Source organism: Kribbella sp. NPDC104218 (genome assembly GCF_055584105.1).
In genome coordinates this window covers 1,563,973-1,589,247 of record NZ_JBVJMQ010000001.1, presented here as the reverse complement: position 1 = coordinate 1,589,247, position 25,275 = coordinate 1,563,973, and the positions used below count along the sequence as shown (strand labels likewise).

The 25,275-nt window shown below is 68.8% G+C and carries 26 protein-coding genes; 14 read left to right on the top strand and 12 right to left on the bottom strand.

Annotated elements, in window-relative coordinates; genetic code table 11:
- Nucleotides 1-18 precede the first annotated feature (18 nt).
- The 3 genes from ACZ6ZD_RS07530 to ACZ6ZD_RS07520 all read right to left on the bottom strand — a co-directional run bounded on the left by ACZ6ZD_RS07530 (nucleotide 19) and on the right by ACZ6ZD_RS07520 (nucleotide 2,815).
- Nucleotides 19-483: a GNAT family N-acetyltransferase gene (locus ACZ6ZD_RS07530; RefSeq protein ID WP_465669375.1), complete on the bottom strand. Its 465-nt coding sequence runs from the start codon at nucleotides 481-483 to the stop codon at nucleotides 19-21.
- A gap of 21 nt (nucleotides 484-504) precedes the next feature.
- Nucleotides 505-846: a TFIIB-type zinc ribbon-containing protein gene (locus ACZ6ZD_RS07525; RefSeq protein ID WP_465669373.1), complete on the bottom strand. Its 342-nt coding sequence runs from the start codon at nucleotides 844-846 to the stop codon at nucleotides 505-507.
- A 61-nt stretch (nucleotides 847-907) separates the two neighbouring features.
- Nucleotides 908-2,815 carry a penicillin-binding transpeptidase domain-containing protein gene (locus ACZ6ZD_RS07520; protein ID WP_465669371.1) on the bottom strand — a complete coding sequence of 636 codons (1,908 nt, stop codon included), beginning with the start codon at nucleotides 2,813-2,815 and terminating at the stop codon, nucleotides 908-910.
- Nucleotides 2,816-2,944: 129 nt separating this feature from the next.
- Between ACZ6ZD_RS07520 and ACZ6ZD_RS07515 the strand changes: the two genes are divergently transcribed.
- Nucleotides 2,945-3,274 carry an L-rhamnose mutarotase gene (locus ACZ6ZD_RS07515; RefSeq protein WP_465669369.1) on the top strand — a complete coding sequence of 110 codons (330 nt, stop codon included), beginning with the start codon at nucleotides 2,945-2,947 and terminating at the stop codon, nucleotides 3,272-3,274.
- On the opposite strand, the gene ACZ6ZD_RS07510 is transcribed toward ACZ6ZD_RS07515, so the two are convergent.
- The 5 genes from ACZ6ZD_RS07510 to ACZ6ZD_RS07490 form a co-directional block, all read right to left on the bottom strand.
- The gene (locus tag ACZ6ZD_RS07510; RefSeq protein ID WP_465669367.1) at nucleotides 3,271-3,969 is read right to left on the bottom strand and encodes a pirin family protein; all 699 of its coding nucleotides are present in this window, start codon (nucleotides 3,967-3,969) and stop codon (nucleotides 3,271-3,273) included. The genes ACZ6ZD_RS07515 and ACZ6ZD_RS07510 overlap by 4 nt on opposite strands.
- Before the next feature lie 4 nt (nucleotides 3,970-3,973).
- Entirely contained in the window at nucleotides 3,974-4,483 is a 510-nt protein-coding gene (locus ACZ6ZD_RS07505; RefSeq protein WP_465669365.1) for a DinB family protein, read from the bottom strand.
- 95 nt (nucleotides 4,484-4,578) lie between these two features.
- Nucleotides 4,579-5,976: a S1C family serine protease gene (locus tag ACZ6ZD_RS07500; RefSeq protein WP_465669363.1), complete on the bottom strand. Its 1,398-nt coding sequence runs from the start codon at nucleotides 5,974-5,976 to the stop codon at nucleotides 4,579-4,581.
- Nucleotides 5,977-6,072: 96 nt separating this feature from the next.
- Nucleotides 6,073-7,638 (bottom strand): sensor histidine kinase, encoded by a 1,566-nt coding sequence (locus tag ACZ6ZD_RS07495; RefSeq protein WP_465669361.1) that lies wholly within the window; start codon nucleotides 7,636-7,638, stop codon nucleotides 6,073-6,075.
- Complete coding sequence (locus ACZ6ZD_RS07490; RefSeq protein WP_465669359.1) at nucleotides 7,635-8,327, bottom strand: response regulator transcription factor; 693 nt, start codon at nucleotides 8,325-8,327, stop codon at nucleotides 7,635-7,637. Before ACZ6ZD_RS07490 ends, ACZ6ZD_RS07495 begins: the two co-directional genes overlap by 4 nt.
- Nucleotides 8,328-8,530: 203 nt before the next feature.
- On the opposite strand from ACZ6ZD_RS07490, the gene ACZ6ZD_RS07485 reads away from it, so the two are divergent.
- Entirely contained in the window at nucleotides 8,531-9,742 is a 1,212-nt protein-coding gene (locus ACZ6ZD_RS07485) for a pyrophosphate--fructose-6-phosphate 1-phosphotransferase (RefSeq protein ID WP_465669357.1), read from the top strand.
- Here ACZ6ZD_RS07485 and ACZ6ZD_RS07480 read toward each other — a convergent pair.
- Both ACZ6ZD_RS07480 and ACZ6ZD_RS07475 read right to left on the bottom strand, forming a co-directional pair.
- On the bottom strand, nucleotides 9,739-10,149 hold the full coding sequence (locus tag ACZ6ZD_RS07480) for a low molecular weight protein-tyrosine-phosphatase (protein WP_465672640.1): 411 nt from the start codon (nucleotides 10,147-10,149) through the stop codon (nucleotides 9,739-9,741). The two genes, ACZ6ZD_RS07485 and ACZ6ZD_RS07480, sit on opposite strands and share 4 nt — an antisense overlap.
- 11 nt (nucleotides 10,150-10,160) lie before the next feature.
- Entirely contained in the window at nucleotides 10,161-10,547 is a 387-nt protein-coding gene (locus ACZ6ZD_RS07475; RefSeq protein WP_465669355.1) for a phage holin family protein, read from the bottom strand.
- A 101-nt stretch (nucleotides 10,548-10,648) separates the two neighbouring features.
- Here ACZ6ZD_RS07475 and ACZ6ZD_RS07470 point away from each other — a divergent pair, with 101 nt between their 5' ends.
- Genes ACZ6ZD_RS07470 through ACZ6ZD_RS07435 form a run of 8 tightly spaced genes read left to right on the top strand, consistent with a single transcriptional unit; the run spans nucleotide 10,649 to nucleotide 19,392 of the window.
- Nucleotides 10,649-11,740, top strand: coding sequence for a DUF4185 domain-containing protein (locus ACZ6ZD_RS07470; RefSeq protein ID WP_465669353.1), 1,092 nt, complete (start codon nucleotides 10,649-10,651; stop codon nucleotides 11,738-11,740).
- Entirely contained in the window at nucleotides 11,737-12,432 is a 696-nt protein-coding gene (locus ACZ6ZD_RS07465; protein ID WP_465669351.1) for a FadR/GntR family transcriptional regulator, read from the top strand. Before ACZ6ZD_RS07470 ends, ACZ6ZD_RS07465 begins: the two co-directional genes overlap by 4 nt.
- Before the next feature lie 22 nt (nucleotides 12,433-12,454).
- Nucleotides 12,455-13,720, top strand: a complete 1,266-nt coding sequence (locus ACZ6ZD_RS07460) for an ABC transporter substrate-binding protein (protein ID WP_465669349.1) — start codon at nucleotides 12,455-12,457, stop codon at nucleotides 13,718-13,720.
- The gene (locus tag ACZ6ZD_RS07455) at nucleotides 13,717-14,592 is read left to right on the top strand and encodes a carbohydrate ABC transporter permease (protein WP_465669347.1); all 876 of its coding nucleotides are present in this window, start codon (nucleotides 13,717-13,719) and stop codon (nucleotides 14,590-14,592) included. The genes ACZ6ZD_RS07460 and ACZ6ZD_RS07455 overlap by 4 nt, the downstream gene beginning before the upstream one ends.
- On the top strand, nucleotides 14,579-15,388 hold the full coding sequence (locus tag ACZ6ZD_RS07450) for a carbohydrate ABC transporter permease (RefSeq protein ID WP_465669345.1): 810 nt from the start codon (nucleotides 14,579-14,581) through the stop codon (nucleotides 15,386-15,388). Before ACZ6ZD_RS07455 ends, ACZ6ZD_RS07450 begins: the two co-directional genes overlap by 14 nt.
- Before the next feature lie 10 nt (nucleotides 15,389-15,398).
- Nucleotides 15,399-16,148 (top strand): SDR family NAD(P)-dependent oxidoreductase, encoded by a 750-nt coding sequence (locus ACZ6ZD_RS07445; protein WP_465669343.1) that lies wholly within the window; start codon nucleotides 15,399-15,401, stop codon nucleotides 16,146-16,148.
- On the top strand, nucleotides 16,145-17,359 hold the full coding sequence (locus ACZ6ZD_RS07440) for an enolase C-terminal domain-like protein (RefSeq protein ID WP_465669341.1): 1,215 nt from the start codon (nucleotides 16,145-16,147) through the stop codon (nucleotides 17,357-17,359). Before ACZ6ZD_RS07445 ends, ACZ6ZD_RS07440 begins: the two co-directional genes overlap by 4 nt.
- Nucleotides 17,356-19,392, top strand: coding sequence for a glucosidase family protein (locus ACZ6ZD_RS07435; protein ID WP_465669339.1), 2,037 nt, complete (start codon nucleotides 17,356-17,358; stop codon nucleotides 19,390-19,392). The genes ACZ6ZD_RS07440 and ACZ6ZD_RS07435 overlap by 4 nt, the downstream gene beginning before the upstream one ends.
- A 1-nt stretch (nucleotide 19,393) precedes the next feature.
- On the opposite strand, the gene ACZ6ZD_RS07430 is transcribed toward ACZ6ZD_RS07435, so the two are convergent.
- Nucleotides 19,394-20,062, bottom strand: a complete 669-nt coding sequence (locus ACZ6ZD_RS07430) for a GntR family transcriptional regulator (protein WP_465669338.1) — start codon at nucleotides 20,060-20,062, stop codon at nucleotides 19,394-19,396.
- A 139-nt stretch (nucleotides 20,063-20,201) separates the two neighbouring features.
- Here ACZ6ZD_RS07430 and ACZ6ZD_RS07425 point away from each other — a divergent pair, with 139 nt between their 5' ends.
- Both ACZ6ZD_RS07425 and ACZ6ZD_RS07420 read left to right on the top strand, forming a co-directional pair.
- Entirely contained in the window at nucleotides 20,202-21,776 is a 1,575-nt protein-coding gene (locus ACZ6ZD_RS07425; protein WP_465669336.1) for a phage tail tip lysozyme, read from the top strand.
- A 13-nt stretch (nucleotides 21,777-21,789) separates the two neighbouring features.
- Nucleotides 21,790-22,404 carry a PEGA domain-containing protein gene (locus tag ACZ6ZD_RS07420; RefSeq protein WP_465669334.1) on the top strand — a complete coding sequence of 205 codons (615 nt, stop codon included), beginning with the start codon at nucleotides 21,790-21,792 and terminating at the stop codon, nucleotides 22,402-22,404.
- 41 nt (nucleotides 22,405-22,445) lie between these two features.
- Here ACZ6ZD_RS07420 and ACZ6ZD_RS07415 read toward each other — a convergent pair whose 3' ends face one another.
- On the bottom strand, nucleotides 22,446-23,318 hold the full coding sequence (locus tag ACZ6ZD_RS07415; RefSeq protein WP_465669332.1) for a dimethylarginine dimethylaminohydrolase family protein: 873 nt from the start codon (nucleotides 23,316-23,318) through the stop codon (nucleotides 22,446-22,448).
- 109 nt (nucleotides 23,319-23,427) lie between these two features.
- Here ACZ6ZD_RS07415 and hisC point away from each other — a divergent pair, with 109 nt between their 5' ends.
- Entirely contained in the window at nucleotides 23,428-24,528 is a 1,101-nt protein-coding gene (gene hisC, locus ACZ6ZD_RS07410) for a histidinol-phosphate transaminase (RefSeq protein ID WP_465669330.1), read from the top strand.
- Entirely contained in the window at nucleotides 24,525-25,250 is a 726-nt protein-coding gene (locus ACZ6ZD_RS07405) for an SDR family NAD(P)-dependent oxidoreductase (RefSeq protein WP_465669329.1), read from the top strand. Before hisC ends, ACZ6ZD_RS07405 begins: the two co-directional genes overlap by 4 nt.
- Nucleotides 25,251-25,275: the final 25 nt, after the last annotated feature.

Sequence of the window (25,275 nt, the reverse complement as noted above, 5' to 3'; positions counted from 1 at the left end):
GCACTGTCCAGCGGGTTTTCAGAGCTCTTTGCGCATCTGCTGGGCGACGATCGCGTAGCCGAGTGAGGTGTAGAGGTTGATCGCGGTCGGGTTGTCGCCGAAGACGTTCAGGTCGATCCGCTGGTAGCCCAGCGCGCGGCACTCCTGTTCGAGGGCGAGCATGATCGCGCGGCCGTAGCCCTGGCCGCGCCGGTCGGCGAGCACCTCGATGCTGTTGATGAACGGCGCCGGGCCCGACGTCCCGATCCAGACGCTGCCGACCTCGTCCGCCCCGGCCCAGGCCGTGTAGAAGAGGTGCCCCGGACTCCGGAGGCCGTCGGTGAGCTGTTTCTCGATCGCCGTCCGGGCGTATTCCAGCGCGCCGGCCGGATCGAGATCCCGGGCCGGGCCGATCCCGGCCGCGTAGGACTCGACGGCGCGACGGTAGGTCTCCGGGAACTCGTCCTCGGTGGTCGGGCGAAGGGTCACCAGCGGTGCGCTCACACCGGTGACCCTAAACCCGCATCAGTCGAAGAGCTCCTCCAGGAAGGATTTCTTCTTCTTTTTATGGTGGTACTGGCCGGAGCCGGAGTAGCCGCTCCGCTCGTCGTAGCGGCGGTCGTCGTCGTACCGCTTCTTCTCCTCGTACCGACGGTCGTTGTCGTAGCGGCGATCGTCGTCGTACCGCTTCTCCTCGCGCCGCGGCTGCTGCGGTGCGTTGTAGCGCAGCTCGGCGTCCACCAGGTGCTCCAGCTCACCGCGGTCGAGGAAGATTCCACGGCACTCGGTGCACTGGTCGATGCTCAGGCCGCTGCGCTCGTAGGTGCGCATCGCGCCGCGGCACTTCGGACAGATCAGGGTCTCCATCCGGCAACCCTAGGTGACGAAAACCCCGGAACACCGCGCTTTCAGCGAACTTTCAGGATCTTCACTTGAACTTGGACAGGAAGTTCTTCAGGATCGGCCCGGCCGCCTTGCCGCCGGACTCGCCGCCCTCGACGATCACCGCGAACGCGACGTCACCGCGGTAGCCGACCATCCAGCCGTTGGTGACGACCTTGCCGTCCTTGACGACCTCCGCCGTACCGGTCTTGGCACCGACGGTGCCGCTCTGCGCCAGCAGGTGCGCGGTCCCGCCGGTGACGGTGGTCCGCATGAACGTCCGCAGCGCCGCAGCGGTTGCCGCGGGCAACGGAGCGGCCGCGGTGCCGGCGGCGTCCTTGCCCGGGACCAGCACCGGCTTCATCGCGGTGCCGTGGTCGATCGCGGCGCCGACCAGCGCGATCGCCAGCGGGCTGGCGGTGACGGTGCCCTGGCCGATCATCGAGGCGGCCTCCTCGACGTCGTCCTTGGGCGCCGGCACCTCGCCGCCGTACGCCGGGATCGACAGGTTCAGGTCGCGGCCGATCCCGAACATCGCCGCGGCCTTGGTCATCCCGTCCTTGGGCAGCCGCCCGTGCTGGGAGATGAACGCGGTGTTGCAGGACTGGTTGAACGCCTTCTGCATCGGGCCCGCGCCGTACGCCGCGAGCGCGTCGTAGTTCTTGAAGGTCTTACCGAAGACGTTGATCGTGTCGGTGCAGGGGACCGAGCTGTTGGTGGTCAGGCCGCTGCCGAGCAGCGCCGCCGACGTGACGGTCTTGAACGTCGATCCCGGCGCGTAGTGCCCCTGGAAGGCGCGGTTGTAGCTGGTCACGTCCGGCCCGTTGGCGACGGCCAGGATCTGCCCGGTGGAAGCCTGGACGGCGACCAGCGACGCCGGCAGCTTCTGGGCCCCGAGCGCGGCCTCGGCGGCCTGCTGCATCTTGGTGTCCAGCGTCGTCTTCACCGGCTTCCCGGGGGTGCCCTTCTGGGTGAAGATCTCCTTGATGGTCAGCTTGGTCTTGCCGTCGCGCAGCGAGACGATGCCGCCCGGCGTCCCGGCCAGCTGCTGCTGGAACGCGTACTGCAGGCCGTTGACGCCGACCTGGTCCTGCGCGGAGGCGGTCGGGCCCGCGTTCTTCAGGGTGTCCTCGTTGGCCTGCTTCATCGTGCCGAGCACCGAGCGCGCGAAGGTCGGGGTGGCCGCCAGGGACGCCGTCCCGCCCATGGTCAGGACGCCGGGCAGCTTGCCCATCGTCGGCCGCAGCTTCTCCCACTGCTCGGCGCGGATCGTGATCGCGTCCACGAACTGACCGGCCGGCGCGGCCTTGGCCCGCTTGGCCAGCTTCGCGCCGTCGACGTCCAGGTTCTTGGTGAAGGCGGCGTACGTCGCCGCGGTGGCGGCCGTGCCGGAGGCGACGCCGACGATGACGATCGGCCGGTTCGACGTCAGGGCGACGCCGTGCCGGTCCTGGATCGAGGCCCGCGAGGGCAGGTTCCGGGTGCGCTTGAGGTAGTTCGCGTCGCCGAGCCCCGGGTAGATGGTGTCGCCGGCGGCCTTCACCTTCCAGGTGTCGGCGACCTTCACGGCGGTCGCCGTACTGGTCCACTTCATCGTGCCGATCCCGCGCAGCTCCGCCTCGACGGCCAGCTCCTGCGTGCAGGTGGCGTCGTCCGAGCAGTTCACCTCACCCTGCGGGGTGACCTTGGCCGAGCTGGCCGCGAGCGCCGAGTCGACGTCGTCCAGCCGCTTGCCGAACGCGGTCGGGTCGTCGGTGAGCGCGGCGGCCTCGGTGGGCTTGCCGTCCGGCGCCCAGGCCTTCACCCAGGCGTCCGCGAACTGCTTCACCACCTGGGCGGATGCCTGCTTCTCGTTGTCCGGGTCCGCCTTCCCGCCGTCGCCCGACTTGCTGTCGGAGCAACCAGCGGTGATCAGCAGACTACTTACACAGACGACAGCAGCGGTTCGCTTCACGGTTCCAACTCTCGCACGACGATTGGCAAACACACGGGCGAAACTACTCAACCCACCCAAGTACGACGCCAGTACCGGGGTGGAAAGTTGACCCGGCTTTGCCATAGAGACCGCGTATCCTGCCCGATTGTGACCCGTTTAGCCCTGCACAGCCGGCTGCTCCCCGGCACCGAAGAGGCGTACCAGCTCGAACACGCCCGCGTCTGGCCGGAGCTCATCACCGTGATGCGCGCCGCCGGTATCACCGACTGGTCGATCTGGCGCAGCGGTCGCGACCTGTTCCATCTGGTCGAGTGCGCCGACTTCGAGGCCGCCGTCGCGCAGCTCCGCGAGGACCCGACCGACCAGCGCTGGCAGCAGCACATGAGCCAGTTCGTCGAGGGCTTCGCCCAGAACCCCGAGGGCGTCGCAGGCCAAGCCCTGAACCACGTCTGGACGATGAGCGAACAGCGCGACTAGTACATCTCCCAGACCAGCACTTCGGCGCCCGCCGGGCCGGCGGTCAGCCGCCGGCTGTCTGAGTCGGTGAGCCGGACGGCGTCCGCCGTACTCAGCTCGCCGACGCCCTCCACGCTCGCTGAGCCGTCGGCGACGAAGACGTGCACGTACGGCGCGGCCGGCAGGGTGACCGGCTGCGCGGTCGCGAGCCGGGCCACGGACAGCCCCGCGGCTCGCTGGTGTAGCCGGATGGCCGTCGTACTCGCGTGTTTCGGTAGCCCGGAGGCGACCGGGACCAGCTCACCGGTCGTCAGATCGAGCTCCGCCTGCTGGTACGACGGCGGCAGGTCGAGCCGATCCGGCCGGACCCACATCTGCACGTAGCGCACCGGCTCGTCGGCGTCGTTCCACTCCGAGTGCCGGACCCCCGAGCCGGCGCTCATCCGCTGCGCGAGCCCAGGATGGACGACGCCGCTGTTGCCCTCGGAATCCCGATGCGCGAGCGCGCCCCGCAGCACCCAGGTGACGATCTCCAGATCCTGATGCGGATGCGGGTCGAACCCGGTGCCCGGAGCAACCGTCTCGTCGTTGTGCGCGACCAGGAAGCCGAACCCCACGTTCGCGGGGTCGTAGTACGGCCCGAACGAGAACGAGTGCCGCGACTCCAGCCACCCCTCGGCCGTCCCGAATCGATCGTCCGCCCGCCGGATCTCCATACCCCTAGTAATACCCTCTCTGCCCGTCGAGCAGCTCACGCATCGTGTCCAGCTGCCCGACGTGCCGCGCGGTCTCCTCGACCATGTGCAGCAGGATCCACCGCATCGACGGTGCGAAGTCGGCCTGCTTCCCCAAGTCGTCGAGCGCGTGGGCGGCGGCGATCTCGTTCGACTCGGCCCATTGCGCGTCGTACTCGTCCAGCAGCTGGGCCAGCGGCACGCCCTCGATCAGCCACTCGGCGTCGTCCGGCAGCGACTGGTCGAACTGCGGGTTCAGCTCCCGCTCCGCGGTCAGGAAGATGACCTTGAACCAGCTGTGCTCGGTCCACTTCAGGTGCGACGCCAGCCCGGCCGGCGTCATCAACGGCGAATCCGGGAACACCGCCCGGTACTCGTCGTCCGGCTTGAGTCCTTCGAGCTTGTGCCGGACCAGCTTCCGCTGCAGGTCCAGCCAGCCGATCAGCTGCGTCCGTTCATCCGCCGCGTGCGGCGGTCGTTCCGCGTAGAAATCCATCCGGCGAACCTAGCTGCTGCCGTCCGGCGTCGCATCGGCATAAAAAGGGGCTCCGGCCGCTCGGTGGGCGGCCGGAGCCCTGACTTGGGCGGATATCAGCCAGTGGGGTTGCCGTTGTCGGAGCCGAGGGTGGCGGTGATGGTCTGGGACTTGCCGCCCCGGACGTAGGTCACCTTGACCTCGTCGCCCGGGCGGTGCGAGCGAACTGCGGCGACCAACGCGTCCCCTGACGCGATCACCTTGCCGTCCACAGCGGTCACCACATCGCCCGCTTGCAGACCTGCTTTGTTCGCTGCACCGCCCGGCGTGGCCTCGCCGAGGCGTGCTCCGTTCGGGAGCCCGTCGGAAGACTGCGCGTCACCTACCGTCACCCCGAGCCGCGCATGTGTGGCCTTGCCCTTGGCCACCAGCTCGTCGATGATCGGCTTGGCCTGGTCGATCGGGATTGCGAAGCCCAGGCCGATGTTGCCGCCCTCGGATTGTCCCGATCCGCCGGCGGTTTTGATCGCGCTGTTGATTCCGACCACCTGGCCGGCGAGGTCGATCAGAGCGCCGCCCGAGTTACCCGGGTTGATGGCGGCGTCCGTCTGGATTGCCGGAAAGACTGTCGTACTACGGTCCTGCTGCTGGTCGCCCGATGTGACCGGCCGGTCCAGCGCCGAGACGATGCCACTCGTCACGGTCGACTGCAGCCCGAACGGCGAGCCGATCGCGACCACGCCCTGCCCGACGGCGAGTTTGCCGCTCGAGCCGAGGGTGGCCGGGGTCAGATCGGTGGCGTCGGCCTTGATCACGGCCAGGTCGGTCAGCGGGTCGGTGCCCTTGATCGTCGCCGGGACCGTGCGGCCGTCGTTCAGGATGACGGTGATCTTCGCCCCCGCGCCGCCGTTGCCGACGACGTGGTTGTTGGTGACGATCAGGCCGTCCTTGCTGATCACGATGCCCGAGCCGGTGCCCGCGCCCTGCTGGGTGCTGACGGCGATCTTGACGACGCTCGGCAGCACCTTGGCGGCCGCCTGCTGCACCGAGCCGTCCGGCGCGGACGCCGGAGCGGCCTGGTTACCGCTCAGCGGCGCAGTGACCGACGGGTTCGCGGCGGTGTCGTTCGTCGCCGAGTAGACCGCGGCCGCACCCACTCCGCCGGCCGCCCCGACCAGCAGCGCGGTAGCGGCCACGATCGCCAGGCCTGCCCGCTTCGGCTTCGACGGCGCGGGAGGCGCCGGCTGCTGCTGCGGACCGAACGGCCAGCTCGGGCCGGGTGACGCCCCCTGATGCGCACCCGGCTGCCCGAACTGCGGGTACGCACTCCCACCTGAGGGGTGCGGACCCGGCTGACCCAGCTGCGATGACCCGCCCTGCGGAGCGAACTGCTGCTGCTGATGCTGCCCGTACATCGGCAACTGCTGCGTGCGCTCCGGCGGGTTCGCGCCGAAGGACGGCCCGCTGTTGGCGGGACCACCGGTCTGCGGCTGAGGCGGCTGGTTGTCGGTCATGAGAAGTACTTTGGCCGCCGGACCTGAGAACCCCCTGAAGATCGCTGCAGAGCTCCCGAAGAACTCCATGAAGATCCCCTGAAGGAATCTTCACAGCTACCTGGTCTGCGTGGCGGCGTGCGGCAGCCAGAGCGTGAACTGCGCGCCCGCGCCCGGCGCGTTCCGGGCGTAGATCATCCCGCCGTGCTGCTCGGCGGCGTGTTTGACGATCGCCAGCCCGAGCCCGGAGCCCGGCCGACTGCGCGCCTCGCTGGAGCGGTAGAACCGCTCGAACACATGCGGCAGGTCCGCCTCCGCGATCCCGGGCCCCGAGTCCGTCACCTGGAGGACGCCGTCCTGCAGGTGTACCCGGACCCGGCCGGCCGGGGCGCCGTCGCTCCGCGGCGCGGCGTCCTCGGGGACGCTGTACTTCGCGGCGTTGTCGAGCAGGTTGGTGACCGCGCGGCCGAGCAGCCGCTCGTCGCCCCAGACCGGGAAGGGCGCCAGTTTCACGTCCCACTCCAGGTTCGGCGCACGCCTGCGGACCTTGATCAGCGCGTCCTCGACGACGTTCGACAGCTCCAGCAGCTCGGCATTGCGGACCTGCGGGGTATCACGGGCCAGCTCGGTCAGATCGCCGATCAGCGTGGTCAGCTCGTCCATCTGCGCGCGGACGTCGTCCAGCAGCTGCTGCCGGTCCTCCGGCCGGAGGCCGCCGCGTTTGTCCGCCTGGGCGAGCAGGTCGAGGTTCGTCCGGATACTCGTCAGCGGCGTCCGCAGCTCGTGGCCGGCGTCCCCGATCAGGCGGCGCTGCCGGTCCTGCGAGCGGGCCAGCGCGGCCAGCATCGCGTTGAACGACATCGCCAGCCGGGAGATCTCGTCCGACCCGCTGACCGGGATCGGCTTCAGCTCCGACGTCCGGGCGACGTGTTCGGCCGCGCCGGAGAGCCGCTGCAGCGGTCGCAGCCCGGAGACGGCGATCGCGTTACCGGCGATCGCCGCGCCGATCACGCCGAGCAGCCCGACCGCCCACAACACGATGCCCATGTTGTGCAGCGTCCGGTCGATCGGCTTCAGCGACTGGGCCACCACCAGAGCGGACGGGACGTACTCGTCCGCGTAGCACTCCCGGTTGACCTGCGGGCAGTACTGCGCCGGGACGGCGACCACGCGGTAGTGGTCGCCCTCCATCGAGGCGCCGACCGTGCGGGTGCTGATGATGTCCTGCTGCTCCGCGACGGCCAGCTCCGGACCTTCCATCGGCGGCAGAGTGCTCTTCTTGGCGCCGAGCTGCTGACCATCGACGGTGTAGACCCCGAGCAGGATGTCGCTCAGCCCCAGCGCCTCCGCCGAGACAGCCTGCAGCACCGCCTGGTCGGTCAGCTGCCGCTGCTGAGCGGCCTGCGTCGCGCGGTCGCGAAGGCTGTCGTCGAGGTTCTGGTACATCTGCTGACGCACGGTCACGTATGCCGCGATGCTGACGAAGGCCACGGCCAGCCCGACCGCGACGGCAGCGAGCAGCGTCACCCGGGCATGCAGGCTCAGGTGATGCAGTTTCTCCTGCCACCAGCTCGGTCGCGCGGCGGCCGGCGCCGGTTTGTTGCTGCTGGCAACGGCGTCCGGCCGGGGCTGCGGTTGCGGAGCACGGCGGGCGTACGACGGGAAGTCCTCGGGACTGCTCACGGCGGGGTGTCCCGGAGTACGTAGCCGATACCGCGGACGGTGTGGATCAGCCGGGGCAGGTCGTTGACCTCGGTCTTCCGGCGCAGGTAGCCGATGTAGACCTCGAGCGAGTTCGCGGTGGTGGGGAAGTCGTAGCCCCAGACGGCGTCCAGGATGACGGCGCGCTCGAGGACGCGGCGCGGGTTGCGGATCAGCAGCTCGAGCAGCGAGAACTCGGTGCGGGTGAGCTGGATCGGGACGTCGCCGCGGTGCACCTCGTGGGCGTCGACATCCACCACGAGGTCGGCGTACTGCAGGACCTCGCCGCGCGGGCCGCCCTCACCGGGCGCCGTGCTCCGCCGGAGCAGGGCGCGCAGCCGGGCGAGCAACTCCTCCAGCGCGAACGGCTTGGTCAGGTAGTCGTCGCCGCCGGCATCCAGCCCGTCGACCCGGTCGGCGACCGCATCCCGCGCGGTCAGCACCAGGATCGGCACGTTGTTCCCCGCGGCGCGCAGGGCCTTGGTGGTCTCCAGGCCGTCCAGGCGCGGCATCATCACGTCCATCACGACGACGTCGGGGTCGACGTTGCCGATCACGGCGAGCGCTTCGGCGCCGTCGGACGCCGTCACCACCTCGAAGTCGTTGAACTCCAGGGAACGGCGCAGTGAGTCCCGGACGGCGCGATCGTCGTCCACCACCAGTACGCGCATCTCGCTCCCCGCTCCACTGGGCGGTCCACCGCAGACCACCGCGGATACCGAGCGTAGGCCGTCCGCTTGAGAAACGCCTGAGAACCCGCTGACCGGTTGCGAAGGAACCCGATGTCCGAAGGGCGGGCACCGACCACCGTGGAGAGTGGTCTACCTCACTACGCTGGAGGTGACTTCAGCGACCTTCGGAAGGACCCTGACCCATGGCTGCCGACAAGTCTGTCCGCAGAGTTGCCCTGCTCACGGCCGGCGGCCTCGCGCCGTGCCTGTCGTCCGCCGTCGGCGGGCTGATCGAGCGCTACACCGAAGTGGCGCCCGACGTGGAGATCATCGGATACCTGAACGGGTACCACGGCCTGCTCAGCGGCCGCCACGTCGTCGTCACGCCCGAGGTCCGGGCGAAGGCGGCGCTGCTGCACAAGTTCGGCGGCAGCCCGATCGGGAACAGCCGGGTCAAGCTGACCAACACGGCCGACCTGGTCAAGCGCGGTCTGATCCAGGACGGGCAGAACGCGTTGCAGGTCGCCGCGGAGCGGCTGGTCGCGGACGGCGTCGACGTCCTGCACACGATCGGCGGCGACGACACCAACACCACCGCGGCCGACCTGGCGGCGTACCTGCAGGAGCACGACTACGACCTGACCGTGGTCGGCCTGCCGAAGACGATCGACAACGACGTGATCCCGATCCGGCAGAGCCTGGGCGCGTACACCGCGGCCGAGCAGGGCGCGCTGTTCGCCCGGAACGTCGTCGCCGAGCACAGCTCGAACCCGCGGATGCTGATCGTCCACGAGGTGATGGGCCGCAACTGCGGCTGGCTGACCGCGGCGACCGCGCAGGCCTACCACCAGTGGGTCGAGCAGCAGGAGTGGAACCCGGGCATCGGCCTGGACCAGGGCGGCTGGGACGTACACGCCGTCTACGTGCCGGAGGCAACCATCGATCTGGACGCCGAGGCCGAGCGGCTGCGCAAGGTGATGGACGCGAACGACTGCGTGACGATCTTCCTGTCCGAGGGCGCCGGCGTCTCGTCGATCGTGGCCGAGCTGGAGGCCCGCGGCGAGGAGGTCGGCCGGGACCCGTTCGGGCACGTCAAACTGGACACGATCAACCCGGGCGCCTGGTTCGCCAAGCAGTTCGCGGAGCGGATCGGCGCCGAGAAGACGATGGTCCAGAAGAGCGGCTACTTCAGCCGCTCGGCCGCGGCCAACGACGCCGACCTGGCCCTGATCAAGGAGTGCACCGACTACGCCGTCGACGCGGCGCTGCGCGGTGAGAGCGGGGTCGTCGGCCACGACGAGGAGCGCGGCGACGAGCTCCGCGCGATCGAGTTCCCCCGGATCGCCGGCGGCAAGGAGTTCGACCCGACCGTCGACTGGTTCGTCGAGCTGAAGGCCGCGATCGGCCAGAGCTAGTCCTGGAGGCGGCCGACGATCACGTCGGCCGCCTGCTCGATCTGCAGCAGTACGTCGTCGAACCCCGCGTCCGCGCCGTAGTACGGATCCGGGACGTCGGCGTCCGCGAACATCTCGACCGTGCCCAGGCCCGTGTTCAGCTCCGCGTAGTGCCCGGCGTCCATCGCGAGGATCAGATCCCGCTCGCCGAACCAGGCCGACCGGAACTGGCGGGCCCGGTGCGCGCTCCCGTCGTACCCACGGCGGCGCAGGGCCGCGGCGGCACGGGGATCCATCGGGTCGCCCGCGTGCCAGCCGCCGGTGCCGGAGCTCGTGACGGTGACGTCGTCGATCCCGGCCGCGGCGAGCTTCGCCCGGAGGACGACCTCGCCGATCGGCGAGCGGCAGATGTTGCCGGTGCAGACGATCTCGACGTGTCTCAGCGGAGCTCGGCCTTGTCGGGGAGCACGGTGTTGATGATCATGCCGACGATGCTGATGATGAGCGCGCCGAAGAGGGCGGACCAGAAGCCGTCGACGTGGAACTGGACGTCGAGTTTGCCGGTGATCCACGAGGTGAGCAGCAGCATCGCGGCGTTGATCACGAAGGTGAGCAGCCCCAGGGTCAGGATCAGCAGCGGCAGCGAGACCAGCTTGACCAGCGGTTTCACGACCGCGTTCACGACGCCGAAGACGGCCGCGACGATCAGCAGCGTGAGGATCTGCCGGCCGCGGGTGGCGCCTTCGATCGTGATCCCGCCGACGAGCCAGGCCGCGACGGCCAGGGCGATCGCGTTGGCCAGCAGCCTGATGATCAGATTCTTCATATCTCGATCCTTCCACCCCGATCCGGATCGCATGCTCCGTACACGCCCTGAGCGGTCCCTGAACTCTTGACACGTAAATGACCAAGTGATCAGATCAATTTATGCGCAGCTTCCTGGCGGTCTCGTTGGTGGTGGCGGGTCTGGGCGTGCCGACGGCGGCTCAGGCAGCTGACTGCGCTGCGGTTCGTACTGACTGGGCCGCGCAGGCGCAGCCGCACGCCGCGCCCGAAGGTCTGCTGAACGCCTACAGCGACACCGGCAAAGGCTGGACCGGTGCTGACAGCACCTACTCGGTCCAGCTCTCCGGCGGCCGGACGGCGTGGATCTTCTCCGACACCTTCCTCGGCCCGGTCAATCCGGACGGCAGTCGACCCCGGACGACGCCGTTCCTGAACAACTCGTTCGTCGTCCAGCAGGGTGCGAAGCTGACCACAGTCACCGGCGGTACGCCGTCCAGCCCGACTGCGCTCGTACCGCCGCCGGCCAACGGCTGGTACTGGTTCGGCGCCGCGCAGACCAGCAATGCCGGGCGGAATCTGGATGTCGTCGCGCTGCGGTTCGAGAAGACCGGTAGCGGCCGGTGGGACTGGCGCTGGGCCGCTAACTACCTGGCACGCTTCGACAGCCGTACGTACAAGCTGCAGTCGCTGAAGCCGCTCCCGTCCCGGGCGAACGTGCAGTGGTCCGGCTGGCTGTTGCGCGACGGCGGTTACACCTACGTGTATGGCGTTGAGGACCTCGGTGCCGCGAAGTACCAGCACGTGGCCCGAGTCCGCGGTGACGACCTGACTGCACAGCCATGGCAGTACTGGACGGGGACTGCGTGGTCTGCAGACGAGACTGCGTCGTCCAGAGTGCTCGAAGGCGTCGCCAACGAGCACAGCGTCACGCGCTGGAGCGATGGCTACCTGCTCGTCACGCACGACACCAAAGAGCTGTTCAGCAAGCGAGTGGTCGGGTACTTCGGCTGCTCGCCGACCGGGCCGTTCGTGAAACCGGTCGAGCTCTACCAAACCCCGGAGACCGGTGGGAATCACATCACCTACAACTCCCACGAGCATCCGCAGCTGCGCAGCGGCAGCAAGCTTTTGGTGAGCTACAACGTCAACAGCCTGGTCAGCGACGAGCTGTACGACGACGTCAGCATCTACCGGCCCCGGTTCGTCGGCGTCACGCTGCGAGCCGCCCGATGACCGCCGTCGTCCGCCGGAGTCTGCTGGACGACCTGGCGACGTCCATGCTCGACCTGATCGCGGATCGCAAACTCGCGGTGGGCGATCAGTTCGAGTCGGTGCGGTCGCTGGCCGAGCGCTTCCAGGTCGCCGTACCGACGGTGCGAGAGGCGCTGCGTCGGTTGGAGGCGATCGGTGCTCTCGAGCTCCGCCACGGCTCTGGTGTGTACATCGGGCCGAACGTGGGCCGGATGGTGCTGGCCAACCCCCTGCCGCTCAAACCGACCGCAGGCCGACTTGTCGAGCTGCTACAGGCCCGTGCGCTGATTGAACCGCCGGTCGCGGCGCTGGCGGCGAAGGCTCGGGTGGAGAGCGCCCTCGTGCAGATGGAGCACGATCTGGCGCAGGCGGCCGAGCTGATCACCTCCGGCGACCATGACCGGCTGGCCGAGATCAACATGGACTTCCACCGCGCCCTGGCGCAGGCGGCCGGCAACGCGACTCTCGCCGAGGTGGTCGAGTCGGTGACGGTGGTGAACGTCCGTGAGCAGCTGGAGATCCTGCACATCCACGGCGATCGTGAGACCGACCTGGCCGAGCATCGGGCCATTCTGGCCGCGGTGCGAGCCGGTGACCATGCGCTGGCCGAGCAGCTGACCCGCGCGCACCTGGACGGCGTCCTCGCCGTCATCAACGCCCGCGTGAACCCCTGAGCTCTCTGGAGGACGCACCGCCATGCGAAGCATCAGCCGTTGGAAAGCGCTCACCGCGCTGGCCCTGACCGGAACGCTCGCCCTCAGCGCCTGCGGCGGCGCCGCGAAGCCGAGCGCCGACAAGCCCGTCGACTCACTGAAGTTCTACAACGACAAGGGCGGTTGGAAGGATGCGTTCGCCCAGGTCGGCGCCGCGAGCAAACAGGACGTCGGCGTCGGGATGGAGCCGGTCGGCTACTCCGACTCCAACACCTACACGGCGTTCATCCGCTCGTCGTTCCGGACCAAGGAGAAGGCGGATCTGTTCAGCTGGCACACCGGAAAGGAGCTGGAGGACCTCGTCGACAACAAACTGGTCGCCGAAACGACCGACCAATGGACGAGAGCGATTGCCGACGGCAACGTTCCGGAACAGCTCAAGCCGTACTTCACCTTCGACGGCAAGCAGTACTGCGTTCCGCTGAACGCGGGCTACTGGGTGATGTACTACAACAAGGCCGTCTTCAAGAAGGCCGGCGTCACGCAGAACCCGAAGACCTGGACCGAGCTGCTCGCTGTCGCCGACAAGGTCAAGGCGGCTGGCGTGAAGCCGTTCTACCAGACCAGCATCCTGTTCAGCTTCGTCTGGTTCGAGACCCTGCTGGCCGGCAAGGACCCCGATCTGTACGACGCGCTCGCGGCCGGGAAGGCGAAGTACACCGACCCCGGCGTGGTCGAGGTGATGAACGACTGGAAGCAGCTGATCGACGCGGGCAACTTCAGCGACCCCGGCGCGAAGACCGAGCCGCAGGCGCAGTTGAAGAGCGGTGACGTTGCGATGGTGAACTTCGGGACCTGGTTCAGCGGCTCGCTGAACACGCTGAAAATGAAGCCGGGGACCGACTACGACTTCTTCATCATCCCGAACGCGAACCCGGCGCTGCCGAAGACGTCGATGATCTTCGAGACCGGGCCACTGTGCTCGGCCGCCGCGAGTGACCACGCGTCGACGGTCAAGAAGTGGACCGACTGGTGGCTGACGCCGCAGGCCCAGACCGCGTGGGCCAACTCGCGCGGTGACCTGTCCTTCAATCCGAAGGCCGAGGTCAAGGACGCCGGGCTGGCCCAGCTGAACAAGGACGTCGAAGGCTTCCGGCTGATCAACCGCTGGTTCGAGGCGACGCCGGTGCCGGTGGCCAACAAGGCGCTGGAGGTCTTCGGCGCCTTCGTCACCAAACCAGGTGACCCGATGCCGGGCCTGCAGAAGATCCAGGCCGAGGCGGACGCCTACTGGGCCAAACAGAAGTGAGCGCCCGCACCGGTGCGCGGTCGGCGCCGCTCTTCGGCCTGCCGGCCGTGGGCATCGTGGCGCTCCTCCTCTACCTGCCGTTCCTGTGGACGACGTACGTCAGCTTCACCTCGTACGACGGGCTGGCCGCACCGGAGTGGGCCGGGCTGGCCAACTACAAGGCGATGTTCAGCGACCCTGACCTCCTGGGCGCGCTGACCAACACGCTGCTGTGGGTGGTTGGCATGGTGACGCTGCCGGTCGTGCTCGGCCTGCTGATCGCCGTACTGACCTACGGACATCGGTGGGGCACCTGGCTACGGCTGCCGTTCCTGCTGCCGTACGCGATCTCCGGCGTCGCTGTGGGGGTGATCTGGGGTTTCGTGTTGCAGCCGGACGGCGCGCTGGGTCAGGCGCTCGGCTTCTTCGGACTGCCGGGTGCACACACCGGCTGGCTGCAGTCCGGTCCTGGCAGCACGCTGATGATGATCGTCGCCGTTACCTGGCAGGCAGCGGGTGTGAACGCGTTGCTGTTCGTGGTCGGCCTGCAGTCCATTCCGGGTGAGCCGTTGGAGGCTGCGCGGCTGGACGGCGCGGAGGGGTTCAAGCTGTTCCGGCATCAGCTCTGGCCACAGTTGCGGCCGATCACCACGGTTGTCGTCGGGCTGTCGATCGTCGGCAGCTTGAAGACGTTCGACGTGGTCTGGGTGATGACGCAGGGCGGTCCGGGGACGTCGTCCGAGACGCTGGCGCTGTCGATGTACAAGGAGACGTTCGTGCTGAACGACTACGGACAGGGCGCTGCGATCGCGCTGTTCCTCAGTCTGGTCACGTTCGCCGCGTCGGTCCTGTATCTGCGCTATCAGTTGGGGGAGTCGCGTGAACAGGGTTAAGACCGCGTTCCTGGTCGTACTGGGTCTGCTGTGGCTGGCACCGGTCTACCTGCTGGTGGTGAACGCGTCGAAGGCAGTCGATGGGTACGACGCCAAGGCGGTCTGGAAGCCGGCCGGGTTCGCACTGTTCGCCAACTTCGGTGACGCGTGGTCGAAGGCCGCACTGGGCGACACGCTGGTCGCGACGACGCTCTACAGCGTGGTGTCGCCGCTGCTCGCCGTGCTGGTCGGTGCGGCGATCGGGTACGCGATCGTCGTCCTGCGCCTCCGGCACGGGTTCGCCTGGTTCGTCTTCGTCTTCGGGGGCACGATCTTCCCGCTGCAGATGGTGCTGATGCCGCTGTTCACCGGGTACGCCGACACTGGGCTCTACGACACCCGGACCGGGCTGGTGATCGTCTACACCGCGGTCAGCGTGCCGTTCGCGGCGTTCGTGATGCGCAACTTCTTCACCGGGATCGCCCGCAGCGTCTTCGAGGCCGCGGTGGTCGACGGCGGTGGTCTGTTCCGCATCTTCCGCAGCATCTACCTGCCGATGGCCGGTTCCGCACTGGCCGCGATCTTCATCCTGCAAGCCACCTTCGTCTGGAACGACCTCCTCCTCGGCCTCACCCTCAGCCAGTCCGAGTCGGTCCGTCCGATCATGCCGGCCCTCACCGGCCTCCAATCGACGTACGGCGGCGCCGCCCTGCCCACAGTCCTGGCCGGTGGCCTGCTCGTCTCCCTCCCCACCGTCGTCCTCTTCCTGGCGGCCCAGCGCTTCTTCACCCGAGGCCTCTCCCTCGGCCAGTTCTGAAAGGACCTCCATGCCCCGCACAGTCGTAGTCACCGGAGCCGCCGCCGGCATCGGCCGAGCCGCTGTACACCGCTTCGTCACGACCGGCGACCACGTCATCGCCCTCGATCGCGACGAGCACGCACTGGCAGCGCTACGCGCCGAACTGTCGGAGAAGCTGACCACGCTGGTCGTAGACGTGAGCGACCGCGAAGCTCTCGCCACGGCAGCAGCTCAGGTCGACAGTGTTGATGCGTTGGTTTGTGCTGCTGGGGTGCAGCGGTACGGGACGGTTGTGGAGACGTCGGAGGAGGTTTACGACGAGGTGATGAGTGTGAACGTCGGGGGCGTGTTCTTCGCCTGCCAGGCGTTCGTCCCGCGGCTGCCGCGTGGGGGGAGTGTGGTGGTGGTCGCGTCGGTGCAGGCGTACGGAGCGCAGACGGGGGTGGCGGCGTACTCGATGGGGAAGGGAGCGTTGCTGAGCCTGGTCCGGGCGATGGCGGTGGACCACGCGGCGGACGGGGTTCGGGTGAACGCGGTGTGCCCGGGCTCGGTGGATACGCCGATGCTGCGGACGTCGGCCGAGCAGTTCGGCGGCGGGCGGACGACGGATGAGGTGCTCGCGGACTGGGGCCGGTCGCATCCACTGGGCCGAGTGGCGAAGGCGAGTGAGGTGGCGGACGTCATCCACTTTCTGACCACACCAGCGGCCGCGTTCGTCACTGGAGCCGATGTGAAAGTCGACGGCGGCCTGACCGCGCAGCTGGCTGTGGCGCTGTGAAGATCGTCGACATCCGCGCCACCACAGTGACGGTCCCATTGGAGGCGCCACTGCGGCACAGCAACGGCGCTCACTGGGGGCGGTTCGTCCGGACAGTGGTCGAGGTCGAGGCGGACAACGGTCTGATCGGTCTGGGGGAGCTAGGCGGTGGCGGTCAGAGCGCAGAGGACGCCGTAGCCGGTCTCAAGCCCTATCTGCTCGGCCACGACCCCGCACGGACCGAAGCGCTGCGCTGGATGCTCGCCAACCCCACTGCGAGCCTCTACAACAACCGCACCCAGCTCCTGGCCGCGATCGAGTTCGCCTGTCTCGACTTGCAGGGCCGGGCGCTCGGCGTCCCGGTGCACGAGCTACTCGGTGGCAAGGTACGCGACCGCGTGCCGTTCGCGAGCTATCTGTTCTTCCGGCACCCAGCGGACGACGGAACCGGCGAGATCCGCACTGCGGACCAGTTGGTCGCGCACGCACGCAGTCTGGTCGACCAGCACGGCTTCACCGTCCACAAACTCAAAGGCGGGGTCTTCGCCCCGGACTACGAACGCGAGTGCTTCCGAGCGCTCGCAGCCGCGTTCCCCGGCCACCGCGTCCGTTTCGACCCGAACGGCGCCTTCAGCGTCGAAGAGGCGATCCGCTTCGCCCGCGGTATCGAGGACCTCGACAACGACTACCTCGAGGACCCGACCTGGGGCCTGAACGGCATGCGCCGCGTCCGCGCCAACACCCGCATCCCGCTGGCCACCAACACCGTCGTGGTCAACTTCGAGCAGCTCGCCGCGAACATCCGCGACCCCGCCGTCGACGTGATCCTGCTGGACACCACGTTCTGGGGCGGCATCCGGGCGTGTGTGAAGGCCGCCGGCGTCTGCGAGACCTTCCAACTCGGTGTCGCGGTGCACTCGTCCGGTGAGCTGGGCATCCAGCTGGCGACCATGCTGCACCTGGGCGCCGTCGTCCCCAACCTGGCCTTCGCCGCCGACGCGCACTACCACCACCTGCGCGACGACATCATCACCGGCGGCAAGCTCCCGTACGCCGACGGCGCGATCGCCGTCCCGGACGGACCAGGGCTCGGCGTCGACCTCGACCGGGACAAGCTCGCCGAGTACGCCGCCCTGTACCGCGAACTCGGTAACTACCCCTACGACCGTGATCCGGCACGACCGGACTGGTACCCCCTGCTCCCGAACACCGATTGGGCCGACCCCTCATGATTCCGCGCTGCGCCGACCTCGCTAGCGACGTCCTGACCCACACCTACGACGACATGTTCAACCCGCCCGGCCTGACGAACTTCCTCGGTACTGCTCAGGTCGACCACGACCTCGTCGCCGTCCGCAGTATTAACTTCCCGCCGTTCTCGCACGGCGACTGCATCACCGGCCAGCTGTACGTCGACGGTCGACTGGTCCGCTCGTACGGCGGTGTCGTCGAGGTGCTGTGGCGGCCGGACCACGTCGTCCGGTCCACCACGGTCGATGGCCTCACGCTGCGCTCGGTCACCGCCTGCGCTCCCGGCCGTCCCGCGGTCGTCGTCCAGCTGGAGGTCACTGGCGCTCCGGGCCGCACTGTCGAGCTGGGCTTCGCTCTGGCCAGTACGGCGACCGGTGCGGCCGGAGGCTGGTCGCAGTACATGCCACCGTCGGAGCCGAACACCTTGCACGCCGTGGACGGCCGAGTCCTCGGAGTGGGGGAGTCCGGGTCCGCAGTGAGCCTGCAAGGCCTCGATGTGCCGAGTGAGATCGACAGAGCGATGGTGAAGACCACGCTGGTCCTGGACGACGACGGTGTCGGCCGCGTCGGCTACGTCCACGTGCTGGCGCGGGACCTGACCGAGGCCGAGGACCACTTCACGGTCTGCGCATCCGACGTGGCCTCGGTGCTCGCAGTGGCCGAAGGTGTCTGGGACATGGCGCTCGCCGACGCGTTCGACCCGGACGGCGACGGCTTCAGCGGTTCGCTGCCGATTCTCGAGACCAGCAACGAAGCGCTGCGCAAGCTGTACTGGTGGGGCGTTCTCGGTGTCATCTGGTTCCGGCGGGACAACCCGGCCAGTGTGCTCGGACGGGCCTACGACACCTTGATGCCGCGGCACTGGGCGACGACGACGTTCATCTGGGACTACAGCCTCTCCTCGCTGACCCACGCGCTTCTCGACCCGGAGCCGATGCGGAAGCACATCGAGCACTGGATCGACCTCGACATCCATGAGCACTTCGGGACGGAGTGGCTGACCGGCGGTCCGGTCGGCCAGTGGTACTCCGTGAACGACTTCGCCATGACACGCCTGGTCCGCGATTACGTACGTTTCACCGGGGACTCCGGCTTTCTGAAGACCACAGTGGGCGCGAAGTCCGTCGCCGAGCACCTGACCGACTGGGCGACCGCCTGGCGTGGGCTGCGCGGCAAACACGCACTGGCGGACTACGGCGGTATCGACAACCTGCTGGAGTGCGTCAGCAGCTACGTGCACGAGGTAGCCAGCTTCAACGCCGCCAACGTCTGGTGCCTGCGTGTCGCCGCCGAGATCACCGGGGACGACGACCTGCGTCGGGAAGCCGACCAGCTCGCCGGCCATGTCAAAGAGCTCTACATCGACGGCGCCGGTCACTGGAACGCCCGCCAGCCGGACGGCGAGCTGATCCCGGTCCGGCACTGCTACGACTTCAACATCGTCGGCACGACCATCGCCGCGGATCTGTCGCCCGACCAGCGCGCCGAGATGGTCGCCTTCTTCCAGCGGGAGCTCCAGACCCCGACCTGGATGCGCGCGCTCTCGCCGTACGACGCCGACGCCTCGTTCAGTCTGCGACCGGACCACCAGTGGAACGGCGCCTACCCGGCGTGGCCCGCCGATGCGGGCCGAGCGCTGATCGCACTCGGCCGTCCGGACATCCTGATCGACTGGCTTCCCGGTCTGGCGCGCTCAGCCAACCAGGGCCCCTGCGGCCAAGCGCACTTCGTGGAGGAAGGCGCACCGCTGCTGGCCGGCGGCGCCCGCAAGGCCCCGCCGCAGGACCCCTACCTGATCGACTGGGCCTGCTCGTCGTCCGGCGCCTGGGTCTCGCTCGTCCTCGAAGGCATCTTCGGCGTGGAGGTCGCCCTCGACGGCACGGTCACCGCCAGCCCGCAGCTCGCCGCCCTGGACCCCACGGCTCGACTCCACGGCCTCCGCGTCGGCGGTACGACGTACGAAGTCACCGCCGAGGGGATCCAGGCAGGAGCGCCGGACGTCGAAGCCGAGTGACTCAGCTGGGCGGGGTGGCGATGGCTTCGAGGAGGGACTCCTCGGCGCCGGCGAGGTGGCGGCGGAGCTCGTCGACGCATTCGTCCAGCTCGCCGCGCTCGAGGAAGCGGATCAGCTTGCGGTGCGAGGCGACCTGCTGGGTGGCGTCCTGGCGCAGGGCGTCGACGCGGGCCAGGGCGAGACGGGCCTCGGCGGTGATCGAGTCCTGGGTGGCGATCAGGCGGTCGCTGCCGGTCAGCGCGACCAGGCTGCGGTGGATGGCCAGGTGCGTCTCGGTCATCGCCTCCGGGTCGGCGCCGTCCTTGGCGGTGGCGGCGAACGTCCGCATCGCCGCGCGGACCTGCTCCCGGGCCGGCTCGTCGGCCTCGAACCAGGCGCGGATCCCGGCCGACTCCAGGACGAAGCGGGCCCGGCAGATGTCGGCCACCGCGGCCGGCGCCAGGATCGCGACGCTGACGCCCTTGTTCGGCTCGCGGATCGCGAGGCCCTCGGTGACCAGCATCGTCATCGCCTCGCGCACGGTGCTCCGGGCGACGCCCAGCGCCTCGGCCAGCGGCTGCTCCCGCAGCGGTGTGCCGGGTTCCAGATCGCCGGCGAACAGGGCCGACCGCAGCGCGTCGACCACCCGGTCCACCGTGGTCGAGCGGTCCACCCGCAGCCGTTCGTACATCCATAGATTCTCTTCCAAACCGCTCGCGTTGTCGCGCGCGCCACGGCCCGGACTGGTCGCCTGTGGATAACTCACGACACAATGACCTCGATCTGAGGCAGGATTTTCCTCAGCAGCCGCCCAGCCCGAGGAGTGACCGATGACCTCGAAGGTCCCCCAGTTCATCGGGCTCAGCTTCGGCGGCGCCATCCTGCCGTTCATCGTGCTGTTCGCGCTGGTCGCCGGCAGCCTGATGGGGATCGAGGCCTCGGCCGACGACTGCGGCACGAGCAGCGGGCAGAGCTCCGCGTTCGGCTGGCCGACCGACGAGCGGGAGTTCGACGAGGAGTGGTCCACCGACCACAAGGGCGTCGACTTCGACGTCGACGAGGGCTCCCCGGTCTACGCGGCCGAGTCCGGTGAGGTCATCTACAACGCCAACAACGAGATCCGGATCAAACACGGTAGCGGCGTCGAGACGCGGTACAAGTTCTTCAAGGAGCTGACCGCCCAGGTCGGCGCGCAGGTCACCCGCGGCCAGAAGATCGGCACCTCCGGCTCCGGCGACGAGGAGCACGGCGCCAGCGGCGAGCACCTGCACTTCGAGCTCTGGGTCGACCAGGGCAACGGGCCGGAGAGCGTCGACCCGAAGGAAGACTCCTTCGGCGAGTCGAACACCGGCGGCGGCACCGGTGCCGGTTGTTGCGGCGACGGCTCGCTGGTCGGCAGCAACGAGCAGCAGCAGGCGTTCAACTACCTGGTCGACCACGGCTACTCCAAGGAGCAGGCGGCCGGTGTCGTCGGCAACATGATCGTCGAGTCGGCCGGTGTGCACCCGATGATCCTGCAGAACACCCCGGCCAGTCAGAAGACCAGAGCTCAGGCCGCCGAGGGCAGCGAGCTGGGCTACGGCATCGTCCAGTGGACGCCGGCCGGCAAGCTCATCACCCAGTCCCGGCAGGCGGGCGTCTCCTACGAGACGATCGAGACACTGGCCTACCAGCTCGACTTCCTGCGCCGCCAGCTGATCGGCGAGACCAAATCGCCGGAGAAGTTCGCCGGTGACAAGCTCCGCGCCACCAAGACCGTCGACGACGCGACCTACGCCTTCGGCTACTACTACGAGCGCTTCGGCGCCAAGGACGACCCGAACGCGTACACCGTCCGCAAGCAGGGCGCCCGACAGGTCCTGGAGACGTACGGCGGCGGCGCGGGCAGCTGCCTCGCCGGCAGCGGACAGATCGCCGAGGTCGCCAAGACCCTGGCCTGGCCGGATGCGGGGCACAACACCTCCGGCAACCTGAACGGCGGTGAAGCCGCCGCGAAGCCGGAGTTCGTCGCCGCGATGAAGAAGTACAACGACCCGAACGGCCAACAGGCCTACACCGACTGCGGCCGGTTCGTCGCTACCGTGATGCACATGAGCGGCGCCGATACGAAGTTCCCGAAGGTCTCGACCGGCGTGCAGTTCGACTACATGATGACCTCCGGGAAGTACAACTCCTGGCACGGCGAACCACCCGGCGGGATGAAACCCGGCGACATCCTGAACGGCCCCGGTCACACCTACCTGTACGTCGGCCCCTGGGGCCAGAAGGACAAGGGCTACACCGCGGCGTCCGGATCGCTCGGCGGTCACGTTCCCGAGGCCGGCTACCTGTACGGCGTCGGCGGTCAGTTCACCGTGTTCCGGCTGAAGCCCGCCGCGGGCACCACCCCGGTTCCGGAAGCCTGAGAAAGGGAGCGACATGGAGGACGAAGGCCGGCGGCCGCTGATTCTCGGCGCGATCGCGCTCGCGGTCGCGATCGTGGTGATCGGCAGCTTCCTGATCCTGCGTGGCGGTTCCGAGGCGAAGCTGACCATCACCTCGATCCCGAACGACCTGACCCTGACGCTCGACGGGCAACAAATCGCGGCGTCCGGTGAGCTCAAGGTCAAGAAGGGCACGCACACGCTGACCGGTGAGCGGCGCGGGTTCCAGACCTACTCGACGACCTTCACCGCCGACGGGGACGAGCTCGCGATCAAGATGTACCTCTACGCGAACGGCCCCGAGGGCCGCGAGTGGACGAAGAACAACCCCGAGCAGGAGCTGGAGCTCGAGCGCGAGGCCGGCCGGCAGTACGACGAGACGCAGCAGCGGCTGGTCGCCAAGTACCCGATCATCCAGTCGCTGCCGTTCATCGGCGTCGGTTTCAAGGCCGATTACACGAGCTCGAAGACCGACCCCAACAACCCGGAGGCCATCTCGGTCACGATCCTGACCTACGCGCCGGACGCCAAGGAGAAGGCGCTGGAGTGGATCCAGCAGAACGGCTGGGACGCGAGCACCCTCGACCTCGTCTTCACCCCACTGAAATAGGGCCGTCCACACGGGGTGTGGACGGCCGCAGGGTCAATGGCTCAGGCGGGCAGGTGCAGCTCGCCGCCGGGGGTGGTGATGCCGGTCAGCGGGAAGTCGAGCGGGTTGGTCAGGCAGCGGGCGGAGCCGCCGCCCTTGTGGAACTCGTCCAGATCGACGAGCACGACCCGCAGTCCGAGGCCGGTCATGATGTCGTGCAGCCGCGGTGAGCAGGCCGGCATGATGATCGTCTCGTTCACGACCAGCGAGTTGCCGCTGAAGGCGAAGGCCTCCTCGTCGGTGAGCACGATCGGGTCCGGCACGATCCCGGCCAGCTCGGCCTGGCTGGCGGCGTCGAAGGCCGGCGGGTAGATCATCGCGTGGGTGCTGTCGACCGGGCAGAACGGCAGATCGAGGTGGTACATCCCCTCGTGGGCGATCCGCAGACCACGGACCCGGATGTCCCACTCGGTGGCCAGATGCTTGAGCGCCTCGGCCTCGGACCGCGGCCCGTAGCCGACGACCAGTGAGTCGCCGAAGACGAACGCGTCACCGGACTCGAAGTGCGGGCCGACGTCGTCCCCGCCGGTCCGGCCCAGGTCGAAACCCTGGCCGACGAACCACTCGGCGGCGGTCAGCGACTCCTTGCGGCGCGGCTCGAAGCGCATGTGCGAGAGCATCGCGCGGCCCTCGGCGGTCGCGAACCCGAGGTTCATCGCGTAGACCATGTCCGGTGAGTCCGGTCGCTGGGCCAGCACCTCGACCTCGCCGCCGGCGTCGACGATCGCCTGCCGGAGCGCGTCCCACTGCTTCAGCGCCAGCTCCGGATCGGGCTGGTCGGTCGTCGACATGTACGGGTTGATCACGTAGTCGATCCGGAAGTGGTCCGGACGGACCATCAGATACCGGCGACCCCACTCCAACGGCTGACTCATGAACACCCCTCCACTGCCTGATTGTCCGACAATCAGTCAGTTTGAGGCTTCGTCGTCGGTTCCGCAACAACGGGTTCCGCTCCCCGGCTGTCAGGACTAACCTGCGGCCATGACTCCTGACAATGGTGTACGGATTCCGGACAGCGGCGTCCGTTTCCGCGGGTGCCTGGACGACGTCGCGGCTTACAAGCCCGGTCGTCCGCCCGCGACCTCCGACGGCCGGCCGTCGTACAAGTTGTCCAGTAACGAGAACCCGTACCCGCCGTTGCCGGGGGTGCTGGCGGCCGCGACGGACGCCGCGCAGCACATGAACCGCTACCCGGACATGGGCGCGGTGGAGCTGCTCGAGACGCTGTCCGAGCGGCTCGGCGTCCCGGTCGACGACCTCGCGGTCGCGACCGGCTCGGTCGCGTTGCTCTACCACCTGCTCCAGGCCGCGGTCACCCACGGCGACGAGGTCGTCTACGCCTGGCGCTCGTTCGAGGCCTATCCGATCGCGGTCCAGCTGACCGGCGCGACATCCGTCCAGGTCCCGCTGACCGAGGACGCGCGGCACGACTTCAAGGCGATGGAGGCCGCGATCACCGACCGGACGAAGGTCGTCCTGGTCTGTACGCCGAACAACCCGACCGGCCCGGTCGTGCACCGCGACGAGCTGCTCGCGTTCGTCGACGCCGTGCCGTCCGACGTGCTGATCGTGCTCGACGAGGCGTACCGGGAGTTCGTCCGCGATCCCGAGGTCGTCGACGGGGTCGAGGTCTACCGGGACCGGCCGAATGTCGTCGTCCTCCGGACGTTCTCGAAGGCCTACGGCCTGGCCGGTTTCCGGATCGGGTACGCGATCGGGCACCCGTCGGTGGTCACCGCGATCCGCAAGTGCGCGCTGCCGTTCGGGGTCAGCTTCATCGCCCAGGCCGCCGCGCTCGCGTCGCTGCGGGCCGAGGACGAGCTGCTCGCCCGCGTCGAGGAGCTGGTGATCGAGCGGACCCGGGTCGTCACCGAGCTGCGCGCGGCCGGTTGGCGGGTGCCGGACACCCAGACCAACTTCGTCTGGCTCGATCTGGGCGAGGAAGCCCTCGACTTCACCGCGGCGGTCCAGGCCGAGGGCGTCTCGATCCGCCCGTTCCCGGGTGAGGGCGTCCGGGTCAGCATCGGCGAGCGGGCCGCGAACGACCTCTTCCTCCAGGTCGCCTGCGCCTGGCGCCGGTGACCGCACTCGTCTGGATCTCCGGGGCCTCGGCCGGGATCGGGGCGGCGCTGGCCGCCGCGGTCCCGTTCCCCGAGGCCCGGGTGATCGATCTGTCCCGGCGCGGCGGCGGTCCGGCGTCCGAGCACTTCCGGGCCGACCTGTCCGATCCGGCCGACTGGACGGGGGTCGAGGAGCACTTCGTCCGCGAGCTCGCCGGATTCGCCGGTGAGCGAGTGGTGTTCATCCACAACGCCGGGACGGTGACCCCGATCGGGCCGGCGGACGCCGTCGACGGCTCGGCGTACGAGCGCGCCGTCCTGTTGAACTCCGCGGCGCCGCAGATCCTCGGCCGGGCCTTTCTGCGCGCGACCGCCGCGCTGGACGTCGATCGGCAGCTGGTGATGCTGTCGTCGGGCGCTGCGACTAAGGCGTACGCCGGCTGGTCGTCGTACGGAGCGGGGAAGGCGGCCGTGGAGAGCTGGGTGCGCACCGTCGGCGCCGAGCAGGAGGCGAACGGCGGCTGTCAGGTGCTCGCGGTCGCGCCGGGGGTCGTCGACACCGCCATGCAGGCCGAGATCCGCGGCACTTCGGAGCGGGACTTCCCGGCGGTGCAGCGCTTCCACGACTTGTTCGGCGCCGGTGAGCTCACCGCGCCCGCGGACGCCGCCGCCGGCATCTGGTCCCTGCTGGACCGAGAGCTGCCGAACGGGTCCTGCGTCGATCTGCGCACGCTGACGACATAAAAAATCCGGCCCTCGCTGGGACGAG

Bases quoted from the DNA above. Each gene is read 5' to 3' on its own strand.
- ACZ6ZD_RS07525 (WP_465669373.1), bottom strand. From the start codon at position 846: ATGGAGACCCTGATCTGTCCGAAGTGCCGCGGCGCGATGCGCACCTAC.
- ACZ6ZD_RS07510 (WP_465669367.1), bottom strand. From the start codon at position 3,969: ATGGAGATCCGGCGGGCGGACGATCGATTCGGGACGGCCGAGGGGTGG.
- ACZ6ZD_RS07505 (WP_465669365.1), bottom strand. From the start codon at position 4,483: ATGGATTTCTACGCGGAACGACCGCCGCACGCGGCGGATGAACGGACG.
- ACZ6ZD_RS07500 (WP_465669363.1), bottom strand. From the start codon at position 5,976: ATGACCGACAACCAGCCGCCTCAGCCGCAGACCGGTGGTCCCGCCAAC.
- ACZ6ZD_RS07490 (WP_465669359.1), bottom strand. From the start codon at position 8,327: ATGCGCGTACTGGTGGTGGACGACGATCGCGCCGTCCGGGACTCACTG.
- ACZ6ZD_RS07485 (WP_465669357.1), top strand. From the start codon at position 8,531: ATGGCTGCCGACAAGTCTGTCCGCAGAGTTGCCCTGCTCACGGCCGGC.
- ACZ6ZD_RS07475 (WP_465669355.1), bottom strand. From the start codon at position 10,547: ATGAAGAATCTGATCATCAGGCTGCTGGCCAACGCGATCGCCCTGGCC.
- ACZ6ZD_RS07470 (WP_465669353.1), top strand. From the start codon at position 10,649: ATGCGCAGCTTCCTGGCGGTCTCGTTGGTGGTGGCGGGTCTGGGCGTG.
- ACZ6ZD_RS07465 (WP_465669351.1), top strand. From the start codon at position 11,737: ATGACCGCCGTCGTCCGCCGGAGTCTGCTGGACGACCTGGCGACGTCC.
- ACZ6ZD_RS07460 (WP_465669349.1), top strand. From the start codon at position 12,455: ATGCGAAGCATCAGCCGTTGGAAAGCGCTCACCGCGCTGGCCCTGACC.
- ACZ6ZD_RS07445 (WP_465669343.1), top strand. From the start codon at position 15,399: ATGCCCCGCACAGTCGTAGTCACCGGAGCCGCCGCCGGCATCGGCCGA.
- ACZ6ZD_RS07435 (WP_465669339.1), top strand. From the start codon at position 17,356: ATGATTCCGCGCTGCGCCGACCTCGCTAGCGACGTCCTGACCCACACC.
- ACZ6ZD_RS07430 (WP_465669338.1), bottom strand. From the start codon at position 20,062: ATGTACGAACGGCTGCGGGTGGACCGCTCGACCACGGTGGACCGGGTG.
- ACZ6ZD_RS07425 (WP_465669336.1), top strand. From the start codon at position 20,202: ATGACCTCGAAGGTCCCCCAGTTCATCGGGCTCAGCTTCGGCGGCGCC.
- ACZ6ZD_RS07420 (WP_465669334.1), top strand. From the start codon at position 21,790: ATGGAGGACGAAGGCCGGCGGCCGCTGATTCTCGGCGCGATCGCGCTC.
- ACZ6ZD_RS07415 (WP_465669332.1), bottom strand. From the start codon at position 23,318: ATGAGTCAGCCGTTGGAGTGGGGTCGCCGGTATCTGATGGTCCGTCCG.
- hisC (WP_465669330.1), top strand. From the start codon at position 23,428: ATGACTCCTGACAATGGTGTACGGATTCCGGACAGCGGCGTCCGTTTC.